The organism is Listeria costaricensis, assembly GCF_900183385.1.
Lineage (GTDB): Bacteria > Bacillota > Bacilli > Lactobacillales > Listeriaceae > Listeria > Listeria costaricensis.
This window is the reverse complement of sequence record NZ_FXUT01000001.1, coordinates 427,535-448,233: the sequence shown is the minus strand read 5'-3', so window position 1 is coordinate 448,233 and position 20,699 is coordinate 427,535. Positions and strand designations below refer to the sequence as shown.

Sequence of the window (20,699 nt, the reverse complement as noted above, 5' to 3'; positions counted from 1 at the left end):
TAATTTAGGCTCAAAATGAATGACACCCAATAAGAGGTCAAAGAATCCACGCTTCTAGTTCTATTATACTACCCAATAAGTGTTAAAGCGACCATTATTTCAGCCGGGAAAATAAGCTGAAATATGCAGGAAACCTCTCATTTAAGTGAAAAGTCTGCTTACATTTGATTTTTAAGATAAAGGAATGAAATTTGCGACGCTTGTAATGAGCCCTAAAGGCTAAATAAAAAGCTTAACCTTGTTGTATAGGCTAAGCTTTTATGTAAAGTTTAAAAAACGCATATGCTATCAAAAGAAATTTGTAACCGCTTATTGTTTTGTAAAGGGGCTTTCAAAATACTCCGCCTTGTCAGGTTAAATGATTTCGCTGATTAACCACGCTGAATTCATTTTCTGTAAAAAGGGAAGCAAGTCCACTGATTTGTTTAAGGCGTAAAAGTTCATCAGGCTCCATGCCAATATTTTTCATGATCCACTGGTCACTCATCCCCGAATCCGTTAACTCTGCGACGATTTCTGTCATCAGTTGAATGTCATGCGAACCGCGAGCACGATTGTGGCGAATTGTCGAGGCTATCCGATTGGAAAGGTCTTTTTGTAAGGTTACGACTGGCAGCATTCCGTTTTCCCGTTCACGAATGCGCTTGGATTTTTTCATAACTGTATAGCGATGAAAACCATCCACAATTTCATATAGTGTAGATTCTTTAGAGGATTCATCCAATTGATAACAAACAATTGGTTGCGTGTAGCCATCTTCCCAGATAGATTTTTCCAGTAGCTTGAGTTCAGGCGGTGCCACCTGATTTGGATTGTAGTGATTTGCTTGGATTTTTGAATAATGAATGGGTTGCACGTTGTAGACCGGGCTTAAGTAATTCATTCCATCACCTCATAATATGTCATTGTATTTTGCTAAGGCTCGTTTTCTCTTTTCGAGTTCTAATTTTGTTTGACCAAATCCCATATATTTACAAGCATAATCATTTTTGAGAATCGTAATACACATTCGTTTATACGTTGGGACACTAGCGAAATCCTTGATGGTTAGATCATCTGGATAATCAGCAAAACGAACGACCTCCATTTCATTTGTATAGTTTCGCTTGCTCTTAGGCTTTCCGAGAAATTCAATGTCTAAATGGAGCCTTTTCAATTCTTCCACCGTTGAAACTTTTAAGGCGCCACCTCGATCTGTCCAGTAATGAATACTCGTTTTGAATTTTTTTAAATAGCGATTGCGTGTCTCTGCTGGCAGGGTGGTCAGCAAAAACTCCAAATAACTTTTCCACGTGTGATTTTTGGGCAGTTTAATATCCTTCCATGCCATTGCGGAGGTTCCACCGTAAATCGAAGTGAAGTTGGCTCCGTTGACACGGCCGACAAGTTTGGACCACATTGCTGGTTCAATCACCCGGTAGAGTTTTAAGGATTCAGTTGCAGAATCATTAAAGGGACTGGCAACGCGCATATTGCGAAGGGGAACGCCGGCTAAATGATATAAATCATAAATTTCGTTATAGGGCCAGGAAAATTTGGCGTTGGCGGTCCAAACATCTTCAACCAGCCAGTCATGAATGGGGTATCCGTGATAAATATCAGGAAAAATCTTCGTTGTAAAGCGATAGTTCTCGTACATGCTTTCTTTTTTATGAATAGCCGCATAACGATTCAGCGATTCTTGTTCCCGAATGCCGATAAGCAAAATCGTTTTAGACGCTTGTTTTTGGCGATGATGCCAGCGTAGAAAACGACGATTGAATTCATAGTCCCAAATTCCATGAAAATCAAAATCAAAAGGGGCATTCTTTTCATTAATAATAAAATCAAAATCTGGCATCTCACGCACCCAGAGCTCTTTTTTTTCGGTCTCCCAAGGAACCCAGTGATCTTCATACATAGAGACGGCAGATTGAGCCGCAACTGGCAGACAACACCAATAGGGCTCAATTAAATCAATATTTTCTTGAAAGATTTTGCTCACATAATCTGTTGTGGCTGTGTACTGGCCTTCATAATCAAGGTGGTAAACGCTGACCTTTTTCTGAATATGGCGCTTTTTCATAAAATCAAGTACGAGGTGTAGCATCACACCGCTATCTTTCCCGCCAGAAAAAGAAACAATGATATTATCAAACTCTGAAAAAACAACTTCAAGCCGTTCGTTTGCCGCCTCGTAGACGTTTTGTGTTATACATGGCTGTCCCATAGTTTGCGCAGCTCCTCTCGAATATCAGCGTTAGTATTTTCCTTCACCTTCTTAACTTCTTCAGTAAATTTTTTAACTAGATTTTCTTTCTTGGCAATGGATTTATCGATATAAAGTTCAATTACCTGGTCGTTAGTAAAATCGAGATATTGACAAGCGTTGTCTTGGCCAATCCGGTGAATACGGTCTTCTGCTTGATGGCGCAGGGCAAAGTTAAAGGTTTTATTGGCAAAAAGTACATTTTTAGCATCTTGCAAATTCAAAGAATGAGAGCCGCTTTGATAGGTTAAAAGCAATGTTCCATTAGCGCTGACCTGCCACTTGGCTAGGTTCAACTGTCTGTCTTCATAGCTGACCTGACCGCTATATTCAAATGTATCCAAAAGAGATAGCTCTTTGAATTTATTAAGGCTGTCGATAAATTTAAAATAAATGATTTTAAGTCCATCCAGCTCCTCAGCGCATTTTTTGACGAGCATTAATTTATTATGATCGGTATCTGCAATTTTCTGTAACTCTGTAAACATTTGGAAAATATCGGTGCCGCGGACTTTTTCGAAGCGTTCTAATTTGCCTAAGAAATCTGCTTTTCGTTCGAAATAGTTCATTTGGCTTTCGGAAGTGAAATCGTACTCATACTGGAGATTTGATTGGTCTGGAAGTAAAAGACAGTCGCTTTTTTTTACCTGATATATGTAGGGTTGGATTTTGGCTGTAAGATAGGGAAGATTCAGAGATTTCACGACAACATTTGGATTATAAATACTGTATTCTAAATGATTATCTGCAAAATCATAAAAGGACTGATAGCCGAGAATTCGCTTATCTAAGAAGAAAAATTGGGCGAACAAATCTTCCACATGTTTCGTGATTGCCGTGCCCGTCATGATAAAGCGGTAGGAAACTTTTTTACCAAGTTCAATAATCCGTGTTGTTCGCTTGGCAGAAAAATTCTTAATATAGTGGCTTTCGTCTAAAATAAAAAAGGTCCGCTCATCTAGCTCTTCCAAAAGATCCATGTAGGCTCCGTTGCTGTTGCTGATCGTTTCATAGCCAATGATCGTATGGGGAGGAACCTTTTTAAAATGCTTGGTAAATTCCTTTTCAATCGTTTCTTTGACGGAAAAAGGGCAAACATAAAGGATTCGATCCACTTTTCCTGCTAAATGTTTTTGCATGTAAATTTCAAAAATTGTTCGGGTTTTCCCAGTTCCCATATCCATTAGCAGGCCACCAACCCTTAGCGGACCAATTTTTTCTACTGCTTTTATTTGGTGAGGCAATAGAGGTGTTTTAAATTGCATGTCAGACACTTCCTCTTTTTTTAAAACATTCTTTAATAACTGTTTTGAAATTCCAACATAGCCATATAAACATGATCCATCGATTCGCCTGTTTCTCTTGCTAAAGCAAAAATAACTTTTGCTGGAATATTTTCCACTTTAGTATTGCGACGAATATAACTTGAAAGATTGGAAGGAGAAAGGCCGCATCGTGTAGCAAGACGGTTGCGATTACTCCCTTTTTCTTTTAAATAATGGTCCAGAGGGTGCATCGTGACACTCCTTTCGCAAATGGTTATCTGGTGAAACTTTATATGCGAATCTGGAGTTCAAAAACAGCTTTTAGTTATTTTCATTATATACACTATAGCGCATATAGTAAAAGATTTTGTACGAGATAGAGAGAGAACCTTATGAATAAAGCGGGGTAAAAACAGGTGTAAATTACGTCCGTAAAATTCGTTTGTTAAAAAAATCACAATTGCAATTAAAGCTTACAGGCATCAGCGGAAAAAGGGGATAGCCCACTTGACATTCAGCATCAAATCAAATAGAATATATCAGACTTTTAAAAGTGTCATTTTTAAGATTGAAAGACGGTGAGCAAGGGTAAAGAAACAGAAAACTTATCTGTTAAAGGAGTATTATCTTATGAGCGAAAAGGATAGTTATTTTCCTGAGATCATCAAGCGCTTTCTGAATGAAGGACTATCATCGCTGACTTTTTCTGAACAAAATGAAGCTATGAATTATCTAATGAATCTTTATGAAACAGAGCCTTGTGATCGACGTATTGTCCATATTCTGTTGCAGTTTTTGAATCAGTTGGGAGATTATCAAAAGGCAAAGGATGTAGGGTATCACTTTCTGACGATGAATGGCTACGTCAAGGAAATTTTGGGGGAATTGTCCGTGAGCTATATGCAAACGGATGAAATGGACACGTATTTTACACTCGTTAAACATTTTATGGAAAATGAACCAAAGGATGACAGCCGAGCAGCGGCGGAAGAAAAACCTGACAATCTTGTTTTCTTCCCTAGAAAATATCAGCCAGCGCGTGACATTCAAAATTTTCCAGAGTGGTCGGCGAGCGAACAACTTTCATTTTTACAGCAAATTAGTATAGGTGATTTTTCGCGTTATCTTGAGCCGCTTAAGGGTTATTTGATGGAAGAACAAATTTCGCCTTATGTCAAAACGGTTATTTTTGAATTGTTTCAAGAACAGCAGGTGGATCAGGAATTGTCAGTTGAAAAAGGCGCTTATGTGAAGACTTTTAACCCTGCACAGCTTTGTTTTGAAAAAGAACAAAAACATGCGGATGAAGTCATCTTAGCGTTGCATGAGAAACTAGAAAGTGATAATCCGAGTTTGTTGGAACAATTGTTGGCCACTTTTCAGCATCATTTGTTTTTACTTTATCCATTCAGCTACCCCGAGAATACTGCGGAAAATTGGGCCAATGCCTATATTGATTGGGCTATGAGTTTTTACCAAGAAGAACAGCCAGTAGATGAACAAATCGAGGAATGTGTTCGTTTCATTGAAAAGATCGAAAAATATCAGCAAAAGTTTTTGATCTGATAATTTCTTGTTTTCAATGTGTCGTTCTTTATGGTATTATAAGTTAGTATGGCTGAAACTTGTCATGAGAACATTTTTATTTTGAACTTAATAGATAATGGAGGGAATTAAACCATGTCAGTAAAATGGGAAAAACAGGAAGGTAACGTCGGAACCCTTACCTTTGAAATTACGCAAGAGCAAATCAAATCAGGTATGGATCGTGCTTTTAAAAAAGTGCGCAAAACATTAAATGTACCAGGATTCCGTAAAGGAAAAGTTCCGCGCCAAATCTTCAATCAACGTTTTGGCGAAGAAGCGCTTTATCAAGATGCTCTAGATATTTTACTTCCAGAAGTATATCCGCAAGCAGTAGAAGAAGCGGGTATTGATCCAGTTGACACACCACAAGTTAATATCGAATCAATGGAATCCGGTGAAAACTGGGTGTTGACGGCTGAAGTAACTGTTAAACCAGAAGTAAAACTTGGCGACTACAAAGGCCTTGAAGTAGCGAAGCAAGACGCAGAACTAAAAGATGAAGAAGTAGAAGCAGAATTAAAATCCATGCAAGAACGTCAAGCTGATTTAGTTGTCAAAGAAGATGGCGAAGCGGCTGAAAAAGGCGACACTGTCGTACTTGATTTCGAAGGTTTCAAAGATGGTGAACCATTCGAAGGCGGAAAAGCTGAAAACTATTCACTTGAACTAGGTTCTGGTCAATTTATCCCAGGTTTTGAAGAAAAACTAGAAGGGGTAAAAGCTGGCGAAGAAAAAGAACTAGAATTAACTTTCCCAGAAGAATATCATGCAGAAGATCTAGCTGGACAAGCTGTTGTTTTCAAAGTGAATGTACATGAAATCAAAACAAAAGAAGTGCCTGAGCTAGATGACGAATTAGCAAAAGATATTGATTCTGAAGTGGAAACTGTGGCTGAATTAAAAGAAAAAGTCACAAAACGCTTGAAAGAAGCAAAAGAAGATACAGCTAGCCAAGCTAAACAAGATGAAGTCATTCAAAAAGCGGTTGAGAATGCTGAAGTTGACATTCCACACGCAATGATTCATCATGAAGCAGATCATTTGATGAGTCATTTTGCACAAGATCTTCAAGCACAAGGTCTGACACCTGAATTATATTATCAATTCACCGGTCAAACTGCTGAAGGTATGCACGATCAATTTGAAAAAGATGCTGAAAAACGCGTTAAAATGAATCTTGTTCTTGAAGCAATTGCAGATGCAGAGAAAATTGAACCTACTGAAGAAGCGATTGATGGAGAAGTTTCCGAACTAGCTGAAAAATACGGAATGGAAAAAGATGCAGTTCGCAAAGCCCTAGGCGATTTAAGCGAATTAAAAGCAGATCTTAAAATCCGTCAAGCAATTGACTTGCTTGTTGAAAGTGCTGTTGAAAAATAAGCATAACAGTTAACGGAATGAATGTATGAGGCGAAGGACATGAGCGAATCTCATGTCCTTTCTTGCTAAGAGCGCCTTACTTTCATTTCCTGTAAACTAGTGATATTATAAACACACATGATATTTTGTGTCATACTAAGTACCTTAAGCGAAGGGGTGAAAGGATTTGTTCAAATTTAATGACGAAAAAGGCCAGTTAAAATGCTCCTTTTGCGGGAAAACGCAAGATCAAGTGCGCAAGCTTGTAGCGGGCCCTGGCGTCTATATTTGCGACGAGTGCATTGAACTTTGCAATGAAATCATTGAAGAAGAATTGAATGTGTCTGAATTTGTGGACTTTGAAGATGTACCGAAGCCGCAAGAGATTCGTCACATCTTAAGCGATTATGTAATTGGACAGGAACGTGCGAAAAAGGCGCTTTCGGTGGCCGTTTACAATCACTATAAACGAATTAATTCTAACGAAGCGAAAAACGAAGAGGATGTTGAACTCTCGAAGAGTAATATCTGTTTAATCGGCCCAACTGGTAGCGGTAAAACGTTGCTCGCTCAAACGCTCGCACGAATTTTGAATGTGCCATTTGCCATTGCCGATGCGACTTCACTTACAGAAGCTGGATATGTTGGGGAAGATGTAGAAAACATTCTTCTTAAATTGATCCAAGCGGCAGATTATGATGTAGAAAAAGCCGAAAAGGGGATTATCTACATTGATGAAATCGATAAAGTGGCGCGCAAGTCTGAAAATCCATCCATTACAAGAGATGTATCAGGCGAAGGGGTTCAGCAAGCGCTTCTGAAAATTTTGGAAGGAACTGTGGCAAGTGTTCCGCCTCAAGGGGGTCGGAAACATCCGCATCAGGAATTCATCCAAATCGACACAAGCAATGTCTTGTTCATTGTGGGCGGCGCTTTTGATGGCATCGAACAAATCGTGAAAAATCGAATGGGTGAAAAAGTCATCGGCTTTGGAGCGGAAAATGCGGCGCTGAATGATGACGAAACCTATCTTTCTAAGGTAGTTCCTGAAGATTTGCTGAAATTCGGTTTGATTCCAGAATTTATCGGTCGTCTACCTGTCATTGCCACTTTGGAACAGCTGGATGAAGATGCGCTCGTTTCGATTTTAACAGAACCGAAAAACGCGCTAGTCAAACAGTACCAAAAAATGCTGGAGCTGGACAATGTGACGCTTGAATTTGAGCCAGATGCGTTAACGGCTATTGCGAAGGAAGCAATCCATCGTAAAACGGGTGCGCGTGGCTTACGATCCATCATTGAAAGTATTATGCTGGATGTGATGTTTGAAATTCCGTCACGTGATGATATTGAGCAATGTATCATTACAAAAGCGGCAGTAACTGGGGAAGATGAGCCGCAACTGAAATTGCAGGATGGCTCCATTATTCCAATTAAAACATCTGCATAACTGATTTTATAAAGCGAAACCCACTGCGGTTTCGCTTTTTTACTTGCATAAAAGGATGTTCATGTGTATATTGTGTATATACGACATATACGCAAGGCGGGTGAATAAGGATTTGAAAAAAGAGAGCCCAATCTATGAGCAGATGGAAGAATGGCTAATCCATCAAATCGAAAGTCAAGCTTATAGAGAAGGGGAAAAACTACCGTCTATTCGTGCGATGGCTGAACAGCGTGATGTTAGTACGATTACGGTCAAACGAGTTTACGCTGATTTGGCGCTCATGGGGTATATTGAAACGATTGCTGGCAAGGGGAGTTTTGTTTGTGCGCTAGATGTACCGAAATTGAAAAATGAGCGGAAAGAGCAACTAGTCAGTGCTTTACAAGAGGTGATTTGTAGCGGGAAATTAAAAGGATATAAGGATGCGGAACTCATGATGCTATTTACAGAAGCTTTGCAGCGGGAAGAAAACAGATAGGAATTTCCCCCTTAGAAGGATCCTATAAATGAGACGTTTTGTAAGACTTATGAATCATCTCATGCTATAATTTTAACTATTAATTGCGAGAGAGGAATTGGGCTATGGTCAATGAAGAAAAGAAGGGTTCCGTGATGAAAGCTGTATGGGGCTGGGCAAAAGTGATTATCGTTGCACTGGTCATTGCTTTTGCAATTCGATATTTTCTTATTTCGCCTGTGACGGTCTACGGAGATTCGATGGAACCGACCCTTCATGATGGAGAACATTTATTTATTAATAAAGTCTCATCACCTGATCGGTTTGACATTATTGTTTTTCCAGCACCTGATGAAGAAAATGCAGAATATATCAAACGCGTGATCGGGCTTCCGGGAGATACGATTGAATACAAAGATGACCAACTATATATCAATGGTAAAAAATATGATGAACCTTATCTTGATAGTGAGAAGGAAAATCTGTCTGGCGGTCAATTAACGGAAGACTTTACGCTGAGCGAATTGCCGGCATGCGGCGGTGTCAGCAAAGTGCCTGATGGGAAATTATTCGTCCTTGGGGATAATCGGCGAATCAGTAAAGATAGTCGCTATATTGGTTTTATTGATGAGGAAAACGTGCTTGGAAAAGTGATTTCGTTTGGTGATTCTTTACAAAAATAAAATCAGTGGTAAACTAAAATTAGTTATCAGAAATGACCCTGTCGATTCGGATCGGGTCTTTCTTTGTTTTAATACGCTGAAATTTTTCAGTATGAGAGGAAGTAAGGCATGGCAAAGAAAAAAGAAAAACCAAAAACGAAGAAACAACAATTTTTCAGCTGGGTTTTGGTCATCGTTTCAGCACTTCTCATTGCGCTACTTGTAAGAGCATTTATTTTTGCGCCAGTGAAAGTGGACGGGGAATCGATGATGCCAACCTATCATGACGGACAGCGACTTTTCATTGAAAAAGTAACAAAGCCAGACCGTTATGACAAAATTGTTTTTGATGCACCGGAGGAACTAGGCAACACAGATGGCAGTTATTTTATTAAACGTGTGATCGGGCTCCCAGGAGATGAAATTGCTTTTAAAAATGGGGAACTTTATGTCAATGGGAAACGCCATGACGAAACTTATTTAGCGGATGGAATGAAGACTTATTCGCAACCGGGTTCAGGGGATGGTGATTTTACCTTGGAAGATATTACCGGGCAAGTCACTGTGCCGGAAGGAAAACTTTTTGTTTTAGGAGATAATCGAGAAAACAGTACTGATAGTCGAATATTTGGCTTCATTGATGAAAGTGATGTCGATGGAGTGGTCATCAGCTTTTCGGATGACAATTAACAGGAATCCGTGAATTTTCACGGATTCCTCTATTATTCAGGCCGCTTTTTCGTTATAATAATAGGGAGAATTTCAAAATAGGCGGTGCAATCGTTGAAAGAGAAAAATTTAAAACGACTTTGGGCCTGGATTTGGGCGCTAGTCGTAGCCGTTTTATTAGCTACCGTGATTCGTTTTTACTTATTTGTGCCAATCATTGTTGACGGTGTTTCCATGATGCCAACGCTGCAAGATGGTGATCGCGTCATTATCAATAAATTCGGTCAAGTGGATCGTTTTGATGTGGTGGTCTTTCGCGATGGAAAAAATGAGTATATCAAGCGTGTGATTGGACTTCCAGGAGATAAAATCGAGTATAAAAATGATGAGCTGTATATAAACGATAAGAAGTATGATGAACCTTATCTAGATGAGTATAAGAAAAAGGTAACAGAAGGAAACTTGACGGATAATTACAGCACAGTGGAACAACTTGATGGCGGGAAAGTTCCAGCTGACACTTACTTTGTCATGGGCGATAATCGCCGGGCAAGCCGTGACAGCAGAATCATCGGTCCGATTCCAAAAGAGGATATTGTAGGAACAACGTCGATTTGCTACTGGCCGCTAAGTGATGCAAAAATAATTGAGTAAGAGGTAAAAAGTATGACTATACAATGGTTTCCGGGACATATGGCGAAAGCTCGCCGACAAGTCACCGAAAAATTAAAATTAGTAGATGTGATTTTTGAATTGGTAGATGCGCGAATTCCGCAATCTTCCGCAAATCCAATGTTAGGGGAGATCATTCATCAGAAAAAACGAATCATCATTCTGAATAAAGCTGACATGGCTGATGAAGCGGTGACGAAAAAGTGGATTGAATTCTATCGTGCGCAAGGTCTTCCGGCAGTGGCGGTTAATTCATGGCAAGGGAAAAATATGCATGCCATTGAACGTGCAGCTCAAGAAGTTATGGCAGAAAAATTTGAAAGACTTCGGGCAAAAGGAATGAAGCCCCGGGCGATTCGAGCGATGATTCTAGGCATTCCCAATGTTGGGAAATCCACGTTGATCAATCGATTGGCGAAGAAAAATATTGCGAAAACGGGGAATAAACCGGGTGTAACAAAGGCTCAGCAATGGATAAAAGTTGGGAAAAGCTTGGAACTTTTGGATACACCAGGAATTTTGTGGCCGAAATTCGAGGACCAAAGTGTTGGCTATAAGCTGGCACTCACGGGGGCAATTAAAGACGATCTTCTGCAAATGGAAGATATTGCGGCTTTCGGGTTGGCGTTCCTGTATCAGCACTATCCGCGGGAACTAGCTACTTGGCTGGGTTTAGAGCAGTCGTTAGATGATACGACAGAATTGCTACGTCTTATTGCTGAGAAACGCCATCTGATGGACCGTTATCACGAGCCGGATTATGGGCGTGCAGCAGAAGCGGTGGTTAAAGAAATTCGACAACAGAAAATGGGTAGAATCAGCTTTGATATTCCAGAAGAAATCGAGGAGCAGGCGAATGACGAAGACCATCGAGACGATTAAACGCGAGCTCGCACGTGTAACCCATCCAGATGAACTGACCGTCTTTTTCAGTGATTCTCGTAAAGGTGTGCAAAAACTTGTTGAACAGACGGACAAACGACTGAAAAAGGAAGCTTTGCTGCTGGAAAAGTATGAGCTGATGTGTCGCTACGAACGAACGGCCTATCAAAATGGCGCCCAGTACATTGCGGGGATTGATGAAGTAGGACGAGGGCCACTAGCTGGACCTGTAGTCGCGGCGGCGGTTATTTTACCGCCAGATGCCCAGCTGATAGGTGTCAATGATTCCAAACAGTTGAGTGAAGCGAAACGAGACCAACTTTTTGATGAAATCACAGAAGCGGCGATTGGTGTAGGCATAGGCATTATTTCGCATGATATCATTGATCAGGTGAATATTTATGAGGCGACCAAGCTTGCAATGAAGGATGCCATTGAAAATTTAGCGGTCGAGCCGGATCATCTTTTGATTGATGCGATGCCGCTCGGCTATATGGACAATGAAACGTCTCTCATCAAGGGAGACAGTTTGAGTATTTCGATTGCTGCCGCTTCAATTATTGCAAAAGTGACGCGAGATCGGATGATGAAGCAATATGCTACTGAGTACCCTGGGTATGATTTTGAACATAATATGGGTTACGGTACGCAAAAACATTTACAAGGCTTGGAAAAATTGGGAATTACACCCATTCATCGAAAAAGCTTTTCACCTGTAAAAGAGGCAATGTTGCGTTTTGAGTAGATGATAATCACTGTAAATTGATTAAAAGGAAGTTTTCTACAGGAAAGCTTCTTTTTTTGATGGTGAAAAATCAATTTTAGCGATTTTACGAATGGCTCAAATCGTTCTACAATGGGATTCAGGAGGGGATCGTATGGATTTACAGCAAAAAGAGACTTGGCGAAAGCTGCTACACCTTTCAGCACGAAAAAGAGCGGAAATTTGGCAGATTGCATGTAAAGAACAAATTTTTTCTTATACAGAAAATGCTTTTAAAGGACGTTTTCTGCAAGCTACTGATAATTTATTTAGTGAGCCTGCTGATGAGGATCAGGCATTTATTTTTTATTTGGATGATGACTATCCGGCCCTGCTGAAAGAAATTCCGTATGCACCACCACTATTATTTTATCGCGGAGACCGATCTGCACTATTGAAAAAAGCAATCAGTTTTGTGGGACCGAGATTTGCAAATAATTACGGACGGGAAGCGACACATTTTTTAATTCGCGGTCTTCGTCAAACTAATTGGGCGATTGTCAGTGGCTTGGCAAAAGGCGTTGATACATGTGCTCATCAAGCTGCGAGTCAAGCGGGGCTAACAACAATTGCTATTTTGGGAGCGGGGTTTGGACACATCTATCCAACAGAGAATCGCGCGCTTTTTCAAGAAATTGCGGAAAAAGGATTGGTTTTAAGCGAGTATACTTTCCACACTCGTCCAAGGAAATGGCACTTTCCAGATCGAAACCGGTTGATCAGTGGTATTTCAAAAGGGACGGTAGTTGTAGCGGCGCGTGAACGAAGTGGTTCTTTAATTACGGCTTATTGTGCACTTGAACAAAATCGAGAAGTATTTGCCGTTCCAGGACGAATTTTTGATCAAGAAGGAAGAGGCTGTCATAGGTTGATTCAAGAAGGGGCGAAACTGATTTTTAATAGTGAACATATAATAGAAGAAATTGGTTGAGTGATGTTTTTTGTTTTTGTGTAAGGGGTTTTTCTTGCAATTCCTCATTTTTTAAGATAAGTTTGCTAAAGAATCTATTTCACTCTCAACATTGATTTCGTATAATTTTGATATTCAGGATTGACAAACCTTTTTTTAAAGGCTATTATTTACTACTGAATTACTACTAATGCGAAATGAGAAAACGAGGCAGAAAGTAGCACGTTCTATTTAGCCCGTTTAGTTGACCCATATTAGGGAGGAAATTTTGAATGGCAGACTATTTAGTTATTGTGGAATCACCTGCAAAAGCAAAAACAATTGAAAAATATCTAGGAAAAAAATATAAAGTTAAGGCTTCGATGGGGCATGTACGGGACTTGCCGAAAAGCCAGATGGGTATTGATTTTGAACATAATTATGATCCAAAATATATTACAATTCGTGGGAAAGGCCCTGTTTTAAAAGAATTGAAACAAGCGGCCAAAAAAGCTAAAAAAGTTTATCTCGCAGCTGACCCGGATCGTGAAGGGGAAGCGATTGCTTGGCACTTGGCGCACAGCTTGGATCTTGACCAAACAGATGATTTGCGCGTTGTCTTTAATGAGATTACGAAAGATGCCGTTAAAGAATCATTTAAGTCACCGCGGAAAATTGATATGGATCTCGTTGATGCACAGCAGGCTCGGCGTGTTTTAGACCGTCTTGTCGGCTATAACATCAGTCCAATCTTGTGGAAAAAGGTTAAAAAGGGCTTGAGTGCTGGTCGTGTTCAATCGGTTGCACTTCGTCTGATTATTGATCGTGAAAGAGAGATCAAAGCCTTCAAACCAGAAGAATATTGGACGATTGATGGAAACTTTAAAAAAGGACGGAAAGCTTTTCAGGCTGCTTTTTATGGATATGATGGCAAGAAGCAAAAATTATCCACTGTAGAAGATGTTCAACAAGTCATGGCTCGTTTAAAAGGGAAGGATTATGAAGTCATAAACGTGACGAAGAAAGAACGTCTCCGTAATCCGGCTGCTCCTTTTACAACTTCCAGCTTACAACAAGAAGCCGCGCGGAAACTTAACTTCCGTACAAGAAAAACCATGATGCTGGCTCAACAGCTTTATGAAGGGATAACACTAGGTAGACAGGGTACGGTTGGTTTGATTACCTATATGCGTACAGATTCAACGCGGATTTCAGATACCGCCACGCAAGAAGCGCATCAATACATTGTTGACCAATATGGTAGTGAGTTTGCGCGTACTAAAAAAAGAACGGATAAGAATCAAAAGGGTGCACAAGATGCCCATGAAGCGATTCGTCCGACAAGCGTGATGCGCAGCCCACAAGAAATGAAAGAATATTTGAGTCGTGATCAGTTGCGACTTTACAAACTGATTTGGGAACGATTTATTGCAAGTCAAATGACGCCGGCTGTTCTTGACACGATGCGTGTGGATTTGAACAATAATGGGGTAATTTTCCGGGCGAATGGATCGAAAATCAAATTTGCTGGTTTTATGAAAGTCTACGTTGAAAGCAGCGATGATAATAAAGAAGAAAAAGAAAATATTTTACCAGAGCTGGAAAAAGGCGACAAGGTTAAATCGGAATCGCTTGAACAGCGTCAACATTTTACGCAGCCGCCACCACGCTATACGGAAGCCAGACTGGTTAAAACGCTCGAAGAAATCGGTGTAGGACGACCATCCACTTATGCGCCGACACTTGATACCATTCAGCGGCGAAACTATGTATCGCTGAATAACAAACGTTTTGAACCTACTGAGCTGGGAGAAATCGTCAACGAGTTAATCGAGGAATATTTCCCTGAAATTCTAAACGTAGAATTCACAGCGAATATGGAATCGGAACTGGACGAGATCGAACATGGGAAAATGGACTGGATTCAGGTTATTGATGAATTCTATAAAGGGTTTGAACCGAATGTCAAACGGGCAGATGAGGAAATGGAAAAAATTGAGATCAAGGATGAACCAGCTGGGATTGATTGTGATCTTTGTGGGGCGCCAATGGTTATCAAGATGGGCAAGTATGGCAAGTTTTTGGCTTGCAGCCGCTTCCCTGACTGCCGTAACACAAAACCAATTGTCAAAGAAATTGGGGTGACTTGTCCAAAATGTGGCAAAGGTCATGTGATTGAAAGAAAAAGCAAGAAAAAACGGATATTCTATGGTTGCGATCGTTATCCTGAGTGCGACTATGTTTCTTGGGATAAACCTGTAGAGCGGCCTTGTCCAAAATGCGGCAAACATGCGCTGGTGGAGAAAAAACTTAAAAAAGGTATTCAAATTCAGTGTACAAGTTGTGATTACAAGGAAGAAACGCAAAAATAAACGAATTCGGGGGACATTGGGGAACCGACCAATGTCCCTTTCATCAGATTTGGGGGAATGGAAAATGGAAAAGAAAGTCAATGTAATAGGTGCCGGACTTGCAGGCTCAGAAGCTGCTTGGCAATTAGCTAAACGGGGAATTCAAGTTGATCTGTATGAAATGCGTCCAGTAAAGCAAACTCCTGCGCATCATACCGATAAATTTGCAGAGCTAGTTTGTACCAATTCCTTGCGTGCGAATGGCCTAACCAATGCAGTCGGCGTCATCAAAGAAGAGATGCGGATACTCGATTCGCTCATCATTCAGGCGGCAGATCGAGCCTCCGTCCCTGCTGGTGGAGCACTTGCAGTTGATCGACACGAATTCTCTGGATATGTGACGGAGCAAGTCAAAAATCATCCACTAGTGACTGTACATACGGAAGAAGTGACAAAGATACCTGAAGGGACGACAATCATTGCCACAGGTCCCCTAACAAGTGAAAGTTTAGCAGAAGAAATTCGCCAATTAACGGGTGAAGAGCATCTCTATTTCTATGATGCGGCAGCGCCAATTATCGAAAAAGACAGCATCAATATGGATAAGGTTTACTTGAAATCGCGTTATGACAAAGGAGAAGCGGCTTATCTGAATTGCCCCATGACAGAGGAAGAATTTACCGCTTTTTATGAGGCATTGATTACAGCTGAGACGGCGGAACGAAAAAGCTTTGAAAAAGAGATCTTCTTTGAAGGATGCATGCCCATTGAAGTCATGGCGAAGCGCGGCATTAAAACGATGTTATTTGGTCCGCTTAAACCGGTGGGGTTAGAAGATCCTAAAACTGGCAAACGACCGTATGCTGTCTTGCAATTGCGTCAAGATGATGCTGCTGGCACACTATTTAATATGGTCGGCTTTCAGACGCATCTCAAATGGGGCGAGCAAAAACGTGTTTTTCAAATGATACCGGGACTTGAAAATGCTGAGATTGTTCGCTATGGCGTGATGCATCGCAATACCTTTATTAATTCACCGAAAGTCATGTCATCGACCTATCAATTGAAAGAAAATCCGGCACTGTTTTTTGCTGGACAAATGACAGGTGTGGAAGGGTATGTAGAATCTGCGGCTAGCGGGCTTGCTGCTGGAATCAATGCGGCTCGTTATATAAACGGTGAAACGCCAGTCGTTTTCCCAGAAGAAAGCGCGATTGGTAGCATGGCCCGTTATATTACAAGTACTGCAGCAAAAAACTTTCAACCGATGAATGTTAATTTCGGACTTTTCCCCGAATTACCTGAAAGAATTCGTGCAAAACAAGAAAGAAATGAGAAATTAGCTGAAAGAGCATTAAATGTTATAAAAATACTTGCAGAACACGTATAAAACTACTATAATAGGTGAGGCTGAGCATTGCGACTCAGCCTCTTTAACATTTGACTGAAATGGTGCAGAGCGGTGCAAACCTTCGTGAAAGTGCGAACAGTTGGTGATTTTTCTATCAATTGGTCTAGACTAATTTAAAGAAAGCCTGATTTTCTTTAAATATAGTGAATTGAACGACTTTCAAGATTAATTGGAAATGTTGCGAAAAATGCGTAAATTGTTTGCAACTCGGGATTAATTGTGGTACCATGATAATGTTTGAGAGGTGTGTAATCTTGGAAGAAGATAAAAGAGCAGAGCAAGCGTTTATGGATTATTTGATTAATGAACGTAATTATTCTGCAAATACTGCACTCGCTTATAAACAAGATATTCTGGATTTTCAAACTTTTTTAAATCAACAGGCAATCGCCGGCTTTCGGGCTGTCACCTTTATGGATGTGCGTTTATACCTGACTGAGCTGAAAAAGGAAAAGTATGCACGAACATCTGTTGCTCGGAAATTGTCGAGTCTCAGAAGCTTTTATACGTTTATGCTGCGTGAAAATCTCGTTTCAACGAATCCTTTTACTTCCGTTTCACATGCGAAAAATCAGCTAAGGCTTCCGAAATTTTTCTACTCAGAAGAAATGGAAGCTTTGTTTCAGGTGGTTTATCGGGATGATGAAGCGCTTACACTTCGGAATCGTGTCATGCTGGAATTGCTATATGGGACGGGGATTCGTGTTTCAGAGTGTGCAGGTGTCCTTCTATCTGATATAGATAAAACCTATCAAGCGATTTTAATCAGGGGAAAAGGGAACAAAGAGCGCTATGTTCCTTATGGTGCATTTTTGGAAGATGCAATCACAGTTTACTTGGGCGGGGGGCGCAAGAAGCTGATGGCAGCGCATCACAAAGAGCACGATGTGTTGCTTGTAAATCATTATGGCGATCCGCTTACGACGAGAGGAATCCGCTATTGTTTAACAAAAATTATCGATGAAGCAGCTTTGACACGCAAAATTCATCCGCATATGCTGCGACATACATTTGCAACAGATTTATTGAATAATGGGGCTGATATGCGGACAGTGCAGGAGCTTTTGGGGCATGCTAGCTTATCATCTACACAGATCTATACGCATGTCACAAAAGAACATCTAAAAGCGACCTACATGAAGCATCACCCTCGAGCATAATGAGTAGTAGGAGGCGGGAATAAAATGGAAATGCATGCAACAACGATTTTTGCTGTCCAACATAACGGTAAAGCGGCAATGGCAGGCGATGGACAGGTCACACTTGGTGAATCGGTCATTATGAAGCATACGGCACGGAAAGTCAGACGTTTGTTTCATGATAAGGTCATTGCAGGATTTGCCGGTTCTGTAGCAGATGCTTTCACCCTTTTTGAAAAATTTGAAGGTAAATTGAATGAATACAATGGGAATTTAGAAAGAGCGGCCGTTGAACTTGCCCAACAGTGGCGTAGTGATAATGTGCTGAGAAAACTTGAAGCCATGTTGATTGTTATGGATAGTGAAACCATTCTGCTAGTGTCGGGGACTGGTGAGGTAATCGAGCCGGATGATGGCATTCTTGCGATTGGTTCCGGCGGGAATTATGCGCTGGCGGCAGGACGTGCCCTTAAACGGCATAATGGCGACCACATGGAAGCAAAAGAGATTGCTCGACATGCTTTAGAGATCGCATCAGAAATTTGTGTATTTACAAATGACCACATCATAGTGGAAGAACTCTAAAAGGAGTGTTGTAATTGAGTACTGGATCCGGAACGATGAATTTAACACCAAGACAGATTGTTGAAAGACTTGATCAGTACATCGTAGGTCAAACCGGCGCGAAGAAGTCTGTTGCTGTGGCATTACGCAATCGTTACCGCCGGACTTTGATGGATGAAACGATTCGAGACGAAGTTATTCCGAAAAACATCTTGATGATTGGACCTACGGGTGTCGGGAAAACGGAGATTGCAAGAAGAATCGCCAAAATCGTCAAAGCACCATTTACTAAAGTCGAAGCAACTAAATTTACGGAAGTGGGCTATGTCGGCCGTGATGTCGAATCAATGGTGCGTGACTTAGTGGAAGTTTCTGTCAGACTTGTCAAAGAAGAAAAAATGCAGCTTGTACGTGTCAAAGCGGAGAAAAACGCAGAAAAACGGCTTGTAAAGTTGCTTGCTCCAAGTCAGAAGAAGAAACAACAAACCAGTCAAAACCCATTTGAAGCGCTATTTAGCGGTGGGAATAACGCACAACAGGAAGAAGAAGAGCCGGCTGATCAGGAACTGCAAACGAAGCGCGGCAAAATCGAATGGCAGTTGCAAAACGGCGAGCTAGATCAGGAAATGGTCACCGTCGAAGTCACGGAGCAGCAGAATCAAATGTTTGATTTAATGCGTGGAAGCGGGATGGATCAAATGGCTGGCATGCAAGATGCTTTTAGCAATCTATTTCCTGCCCGTAAGAAAAAGCGTAAAGTAACCGTTCGAGAAGCGAAAAAAATTCTCTTTGAAGATGAAGCGTCGAAATTGATTGATAATGACGAAGTGGCTTCAGAGGGAATCAGACGTGCTGAACAGACGGGGATCATTTTTATTGATGAAATCGATAAAATTGCCAGTAAGGAAGGTGGCGGGAATGCGCAGGTATCACGTGAAGGCGTGCAGCGTGACATTCTGCCAATTGTTGAGGGCTCACAGGTCGCAACAAAATATGGCTCGGTTAGTACAGAGTATATTTTATTCATTGCAGCGGGCGCCTTTCATATTTCCAAACCGTCAGACTTGATTCCTGAACTTCAAGGCCGTTTCCCAATTCGCATCGAACTGGATAAGCTTTCTGAGGAAGATTTTATCAAGATTCTAACAGAGCCGGACAATGCGCTGATTAAACAGTACAAAGCACTTCTGCAAACGGAAGGAATTGAACTGATTTTCACGAAGGAAGCGGTCGAGCGGTTGGCACAAATTGCGTTCCAAGTCAATCAGGATTCTGACAACATTGGGGCCAGACGCCTGCATACGATTCTTGAAAAATTGCTGGAGGACCTTTTGTTTGAGGCACCGGACATCAATTTGGAATCAGTGACAGTGACGGAAGGATATGTCAATGAAAAACTGCAAGGAATCATGAAAAATAAAGATTTAACCCAATTTATTTTATAAACTTTAGGAGGATCTAATAATGAGCTTATTAGAAAAAACAAGAAAAATCAATTCCATGCTACAAAATGCGGCAGGGAAAACAGTGAACTTCAAAGAAATGGCAGACACATTGAGTGATGTGATTGAAGCCAATACGTATATCGTCAGCCGTAAAGGAAAACTTTTGGGCTATTCGGAAATTTTGCCGATTGAAAACGAACGTATGAAACAAATGCTGACAGAATGCCAATTCCCTGAAGAATATACACAAAGCTTATTTAATGTCAATGAAACTTCTCCTAACTTGGAAGTATCAAGTCAATATACAGCTTTTCCAATTGAAAACAGCGACTTATTTACAAAAGGTTTAACAACAATCGTCCCAATCGTTGGTGGTGGGGAACGCCTTGGCACGCTGATCCTTTCCCGTTTAGAAAATCGTTTCAATGATGATGATCTATTACTAGCTGAATATGGTAGTACAGTTGTTGGTATGGAAATTCTTCATGAGAAAGCTGAAGAAATTGAAGAAGAAGCAAGAAGCCGTGCGGTTGTACAAATGGCAATCAGCTCGCTTTCTTACAGTGAACTTGAAGCAATCGAACATATTTTTGATGAACTAAATGGTAAAGAAGGCTTGCTTGTTGCATCTAAAATTGCAGACCGTGTAGGAATTACGCGTTCAGTTATCGTTAATGCGCTTCGTAAACTTGAAAGTGCCGGTGTCATTGATTCCCGTTCGCTTGGTATGAAAGGAACCTTTATCCGTGTCTTGAACGATAAATTCCTTGTAGAGCTTGAAAAATTGAAAAATAACTAAGTTCGATTTTTAGAAGATTTGGACCTCCTGCTTTGTAAAAGTATGGGGGTCTTTTTATGCGCCCTGGTTCTATTTTTCGCAGATATT

The 20,699-nt window shown here is 40.8% G+C and carries 20 protein-coding genes; 16 read left to right on the top strand and 4 right to left on the bottom strand.

The genetic code is table 11. The annotated features are described in order from the left end of the window. Positions 1-349: 349 nt before the first annotated feature. From CS921_RS02215 to CS921_RS02200, 4 genes are read right to left on the bottom strand one after another with little or no spacing between them, the layout of a single operon-like run. Positions 350-883, bottom strand: coding sequence for an IbrB-like domain-containing protein (locus CS921_RS02215; protein WP_099221400.1), 534 nt, complete (start codon positions 881-883; stop codon positions 350-352). 9 nt (positions 884-892) lie between these two features. Continuing rightward, positions 893-2,209 (bottom strand): DUF3440 domain-containing protein, encoded by a 1,317-nt coding sequence (locus CS921_RS02210; RefSeq protein WP_099221399.1) that lies wholly within the window; start codon positions 2,207-2,209, stop codon positions 893-895. After that, positions 2,191-3,513 carry an SNF2-related protein gene (locus CS921_RS02205; RefSeq protein ID WP_099221398.1) on the bottom strand — a complete coding sequence of 441 codons (1,323 nt, stop codon included), beginning with the start codon at positions 3,511-3,513 and terminating at the stop codon, positions 2,191-2,193. Before CS921_RS02205 ends, CS921_RS02210 begins: the two co-directional genes overlap by 19 nt. Before the next feature lie 32 nt (positions 3,514-3,545). Continuing rightward, positions 3,546-3,764: a helix-turn-helix transcriptional regulator gene (locus CS921_RS02200; protein WP_099221397.1), complete on the bottom strand. Its 219-nt coding sequence runs from the start codon at positions 3,762-3,764 to the stop codon at positions 3,546-3,548. 379 nt (positions 3,765-4,143) lie between these two features. Here CS921_RS02200 and CS921_RS02195 point away from each other — a divergent pair, with 379 nt between their 5' ends. The 16 genes from CS921_RS02195 to codY all read left to right on the top strand — a co-directional run bounded on the left by CS921_RS02195 (position 4,144) and on the right by codY (position 20,612). Further along, complete coding sequence (locus CS921_RS02195) at positions 4,144-5,079, top strand: hypothetical protein (protein ID WP_099221396.1); 936 nt, start codon at positions 4,144-4,146, stop codon at positions 5,077-5,079. A 114-nt stretch (positions 5,080-5,193) separates the two neighbouring features. Beyond that, complete coding sequence (tig, locus tag CS921_RS02190; RefSeq protein ID WP_099221395.1) at positions 5,194-6,480, top strand: trigger factor; 1,287 nt, start codon at positions 5,194-5,196, stop codon at positions 6,478-6,480. A 166-nt stretch (positions 6,481-6,646) separates the two neighbouring features. Further along, positions 6,647-7,909, top strand: a complete 1,263-nt coding sequence (gene clpX / locus CS921_RS02185) for an ATP-dependent protease ATP-binding subunit ClpX (protein ID WP_099221394.1) — start codon at positions 6,647-6,649, stop codon at positions 7,907-7,909. A 112-nt stretch (positions 7,910-8,021) separates the two neighbouring features. After that, positions 8,022-8,387, top strand: coding sequence for a GntR family transcriptional regulator (locus CS921_RS02180; protein WP_205527750.1), 366 nt, complete (start codon positions 8,022-8,024; stop codon positions 8,385-8,387). Positions 8,388-8,491: 104 nt separating this feature from the next. After that, entirely contained in the window at positions 8,492-9,049 is a 558-nt protein-coding gene (gene sipX, locus CS921_RS02175) for a type I signal peptidase SipX (RefSeq protein ID WP_420843732.1), read from the top strand. A 108-nt stretch (positions 9,050-9,157) separates the two neighbouring features. Beyond that, positions 9,158-9,718 (top strand): type I signal peptidase SipY, encoded by a 561-nt coding sequence (gene sipY, locus CS921_RS02170; protein WP_099221393.1) that lies wholly within the window; start codon positions 9,158-9,160, stop codon positions 9,716-9,718. 93 nt (positions 9,719-9,811) lie between these two features. After that, a complete protein-coding gene (gene sipZ / locus CS921_RS02165) occupies positions 9,812-10,351 on the top strand; it encodes a type I signal peptidase SipZ (protein ID WP_099221392.1) in 540 nt (179 codons plus the stop codon). Between the two features lie 12 nt (positions 10,352-10,363). Beyond that, a complete protein-coding gene (gene ylqF, locus CS921_RS02160; protein ID WP_099221391.1) occupies positions 10,364-11,251 on the top strand; it encodes a ribosome biogenesis GTPase YlqF in 888 nt (295 codons plus the stop codon). Then, positions 11,226-11,996 (top strand): ribonuclease HII, encoded by a 771-nt coding sequence (locus CS921_RS02155; protein ID WP_099221390.1) that lies wholly within the window; start codon positions 11,226-11,228, stop codon positions 11,994-11,996. Before ylqF ends, CS921_RS02155 begins: the two co-directional genes overlap by 26 nt. A gap of 133 nt (positions 11,997-12,129) precedes the next feature. After that, complete coding sequence (gene dprA, locus CS921_RS02150; protein ID WP_162921662.1) at positions 12,130-12,945, top strand: DNA-processing protein DprA; 816 nt, start codon at positions 12,130-12,132, stop codon at positions 12,943-12,945. A 251-nt stretch (positions 12,946-13,196) separates the two neighbouring features. Then, on the top strand, positions 13,197-15,275 hold the full coding sequence (topA, locus tag CS921_RS02145; RefSeq protein ID WP_099221388.1) for a type I DNA topoisomerase: 2,079 nt from the start codon (positions 13,197-13,199) through the stop codon (positions 15,273-15,275). Between the two features lie 64 nt (positions 15,276-15,339). Then, positions 15,340-16,644, top strand: a complete 1,305-nt coding sequence (gene trmFO / locus CS921_RS02140; protein WP_099221387.1) for an FADH(2)-oxidizing methylenetetrahydrofolate--tRNA-(uracil(54)-C(5))-methyltransferase TrmFO — start codon at positions 15,340-15,342, stop codon at positions 16,642-16,644. Between the two features lie 254 nt (positions 16,645-16,898). Continuing rightward, complete coding sequence (gene xerC / locus CS921_RS02135) at positions 16,899-17,825, top strand: tyrosine recombinase XerC (protein WP_420843731.1); 927 nt, start codon at positions 16,899-16,901, stop codon at positions 17,823-17,825. A gap of 24 nt (positions 17,826-17,849) precedes the next feature. Beyond that, a complete protein-coding gene (hslV, locus tag CS921_RS02130) occupies positions 17,850-18,389 on the top strand; it encodes an ATP-dependent protease subunit HslV (RefSeq protein ID WP_099221385.1) in 540 nt (179 codons plus the stop codon). Between the two features lie 35 nt (positions 18,390-18,424). Continuing rightward, the gene (hslU, locus tag CS921_RS02125) at positions 18,425-19,813 is read left to right on the top strand and encodes an ATP-dependent protease ATPase subunit HslU (RefSeq protein WP_099221512.1); all 1,389 of its coding nucleotides are present in this window, start codon (positions 18,425-18,427) and stop codon (positions 19,811-19,813) included. Positions 19,814-19,832: 19 nt separating this feature from the next. Continuing rightward, on the top strand, positions 19,833-20,612 hold the full coding sequence (gene codY / locus CS921_RS02120; RefSeq protein WP_099221384.1) for a GTP-sensing pleiotropic transcriptional regulator CodY: 780 nt from the start codon (positions 19,833-19,835) through the stop codon (positions 20,610-20,612). The last annotated feature ends 87 nt before the right edge of the window (positions 20,613-20,699 follow it).

Coding starts and splice junctions, on each gene's coding strand:
- CS921_RS02215 (WP_099221400.1), bottom strand. CDS start 883: ATGAATTACTTAAGCCCGGTCTACAACGTGCAACCCATTCATTATTCA.
- CS921_RS02210 (WP_099221399.1), bottom strand. CDS start 2,209: ATGGGACAGCCATGTATAACACAAAACGTCTACGAGGCGGCAAACGAA.
- CS921_RS02205 (WP_099221398.1), bottom strand. CDS start 3,513: ATGCAATTTAAAACACCTCTATTGCCTCACCAAATAAAAGCAGTAGAA.
- CS921_RS02200 (WP_099221397.1), bottom strand. CDS start 3,764: ATGCACCCTCTGGACCATTATTTAAAAGAAAAAGGGAGTAATCGCAAC.
- CS921_RS02195 (WP_099221396.1), top strand. CDS start 4,144: ATGAGCGAAAAGGATAGTTATTTTCCTGAGATCATCAAGCGCTTTCTG.
- tig (WP_099221395.1), top strand. CDS start 5,194: ATGTCAGTAAAATGGGAAAAACAGGAAGGTAACGTCGGAACCCTTACC.
- sipX (WP_420843732.1), top strand. CDS start 8,492: ATGGTCAATGAAGAAAAGAAGGGTTCCGTGATGAAAGCTGTATGGGGC.
- sipY (WP_099221393.1), top strand. CDS start 9,158: ATGGCAAAGAAAAAAGAAAAACCAAAAACGAAGAAACAACAATTTTTC.
- ylqF (WP_099221391.1), top strand. CDS start 10,364: ATGACTATACAATGGTTTCCGGGACATATGGCGAAAGCTCGCCGACAA.
- CS921_RS02155 (WP_099221390.1), top strand. CDS start 11,226: ATGACGAAGACCATCGAGACGATTAAACGCGAGCTCGCACGTGTAACC.
- dprA (WP_162921662.1), top strand. CDS start 12,130: ATGGATTTACAGCAAAAAGAGACTTGGCGAAAGCTGCTACACCTTTCA.
- topA (WP_099221388.1), top strand. CDS start 13,197: ATGGCAGACTATTTAGTTATTGTGGAATCACCTGCAAAAGCAAAAACA.
- trmFO (WP_099221387.1), top strand. CDS start 15,340: ATGGAAAAGAAAGTCAATGTAATAGGTGCCGGACTTGCAGGCTCAGAA.
- xerC (WP_420843731.1), top strand. CDS start 16,899: ATGTTTGAGAGGTGTGTAATCTTGGAAGAAGATAAAAGAGCAGAGCAA.
- hslV (WP_099221385.1), top strand. CDS start 17,850: ATGGAAATGCATGCAACAACGATTTTTGCTGTCCAACATAACGGTAAA.
- hslU (WP_099221512.1), top strand. CDS start 18,425: ATGAATTTAACACCAAGACAGATTGTTGAAAGACTTGATCAGTACATC.
- codY (WP_099221384.1), top strand. CDS start 19,833: ATGAGCTTATTAGAAAAAACAAGAAAAATCAATTCCATGCTACAAAAT.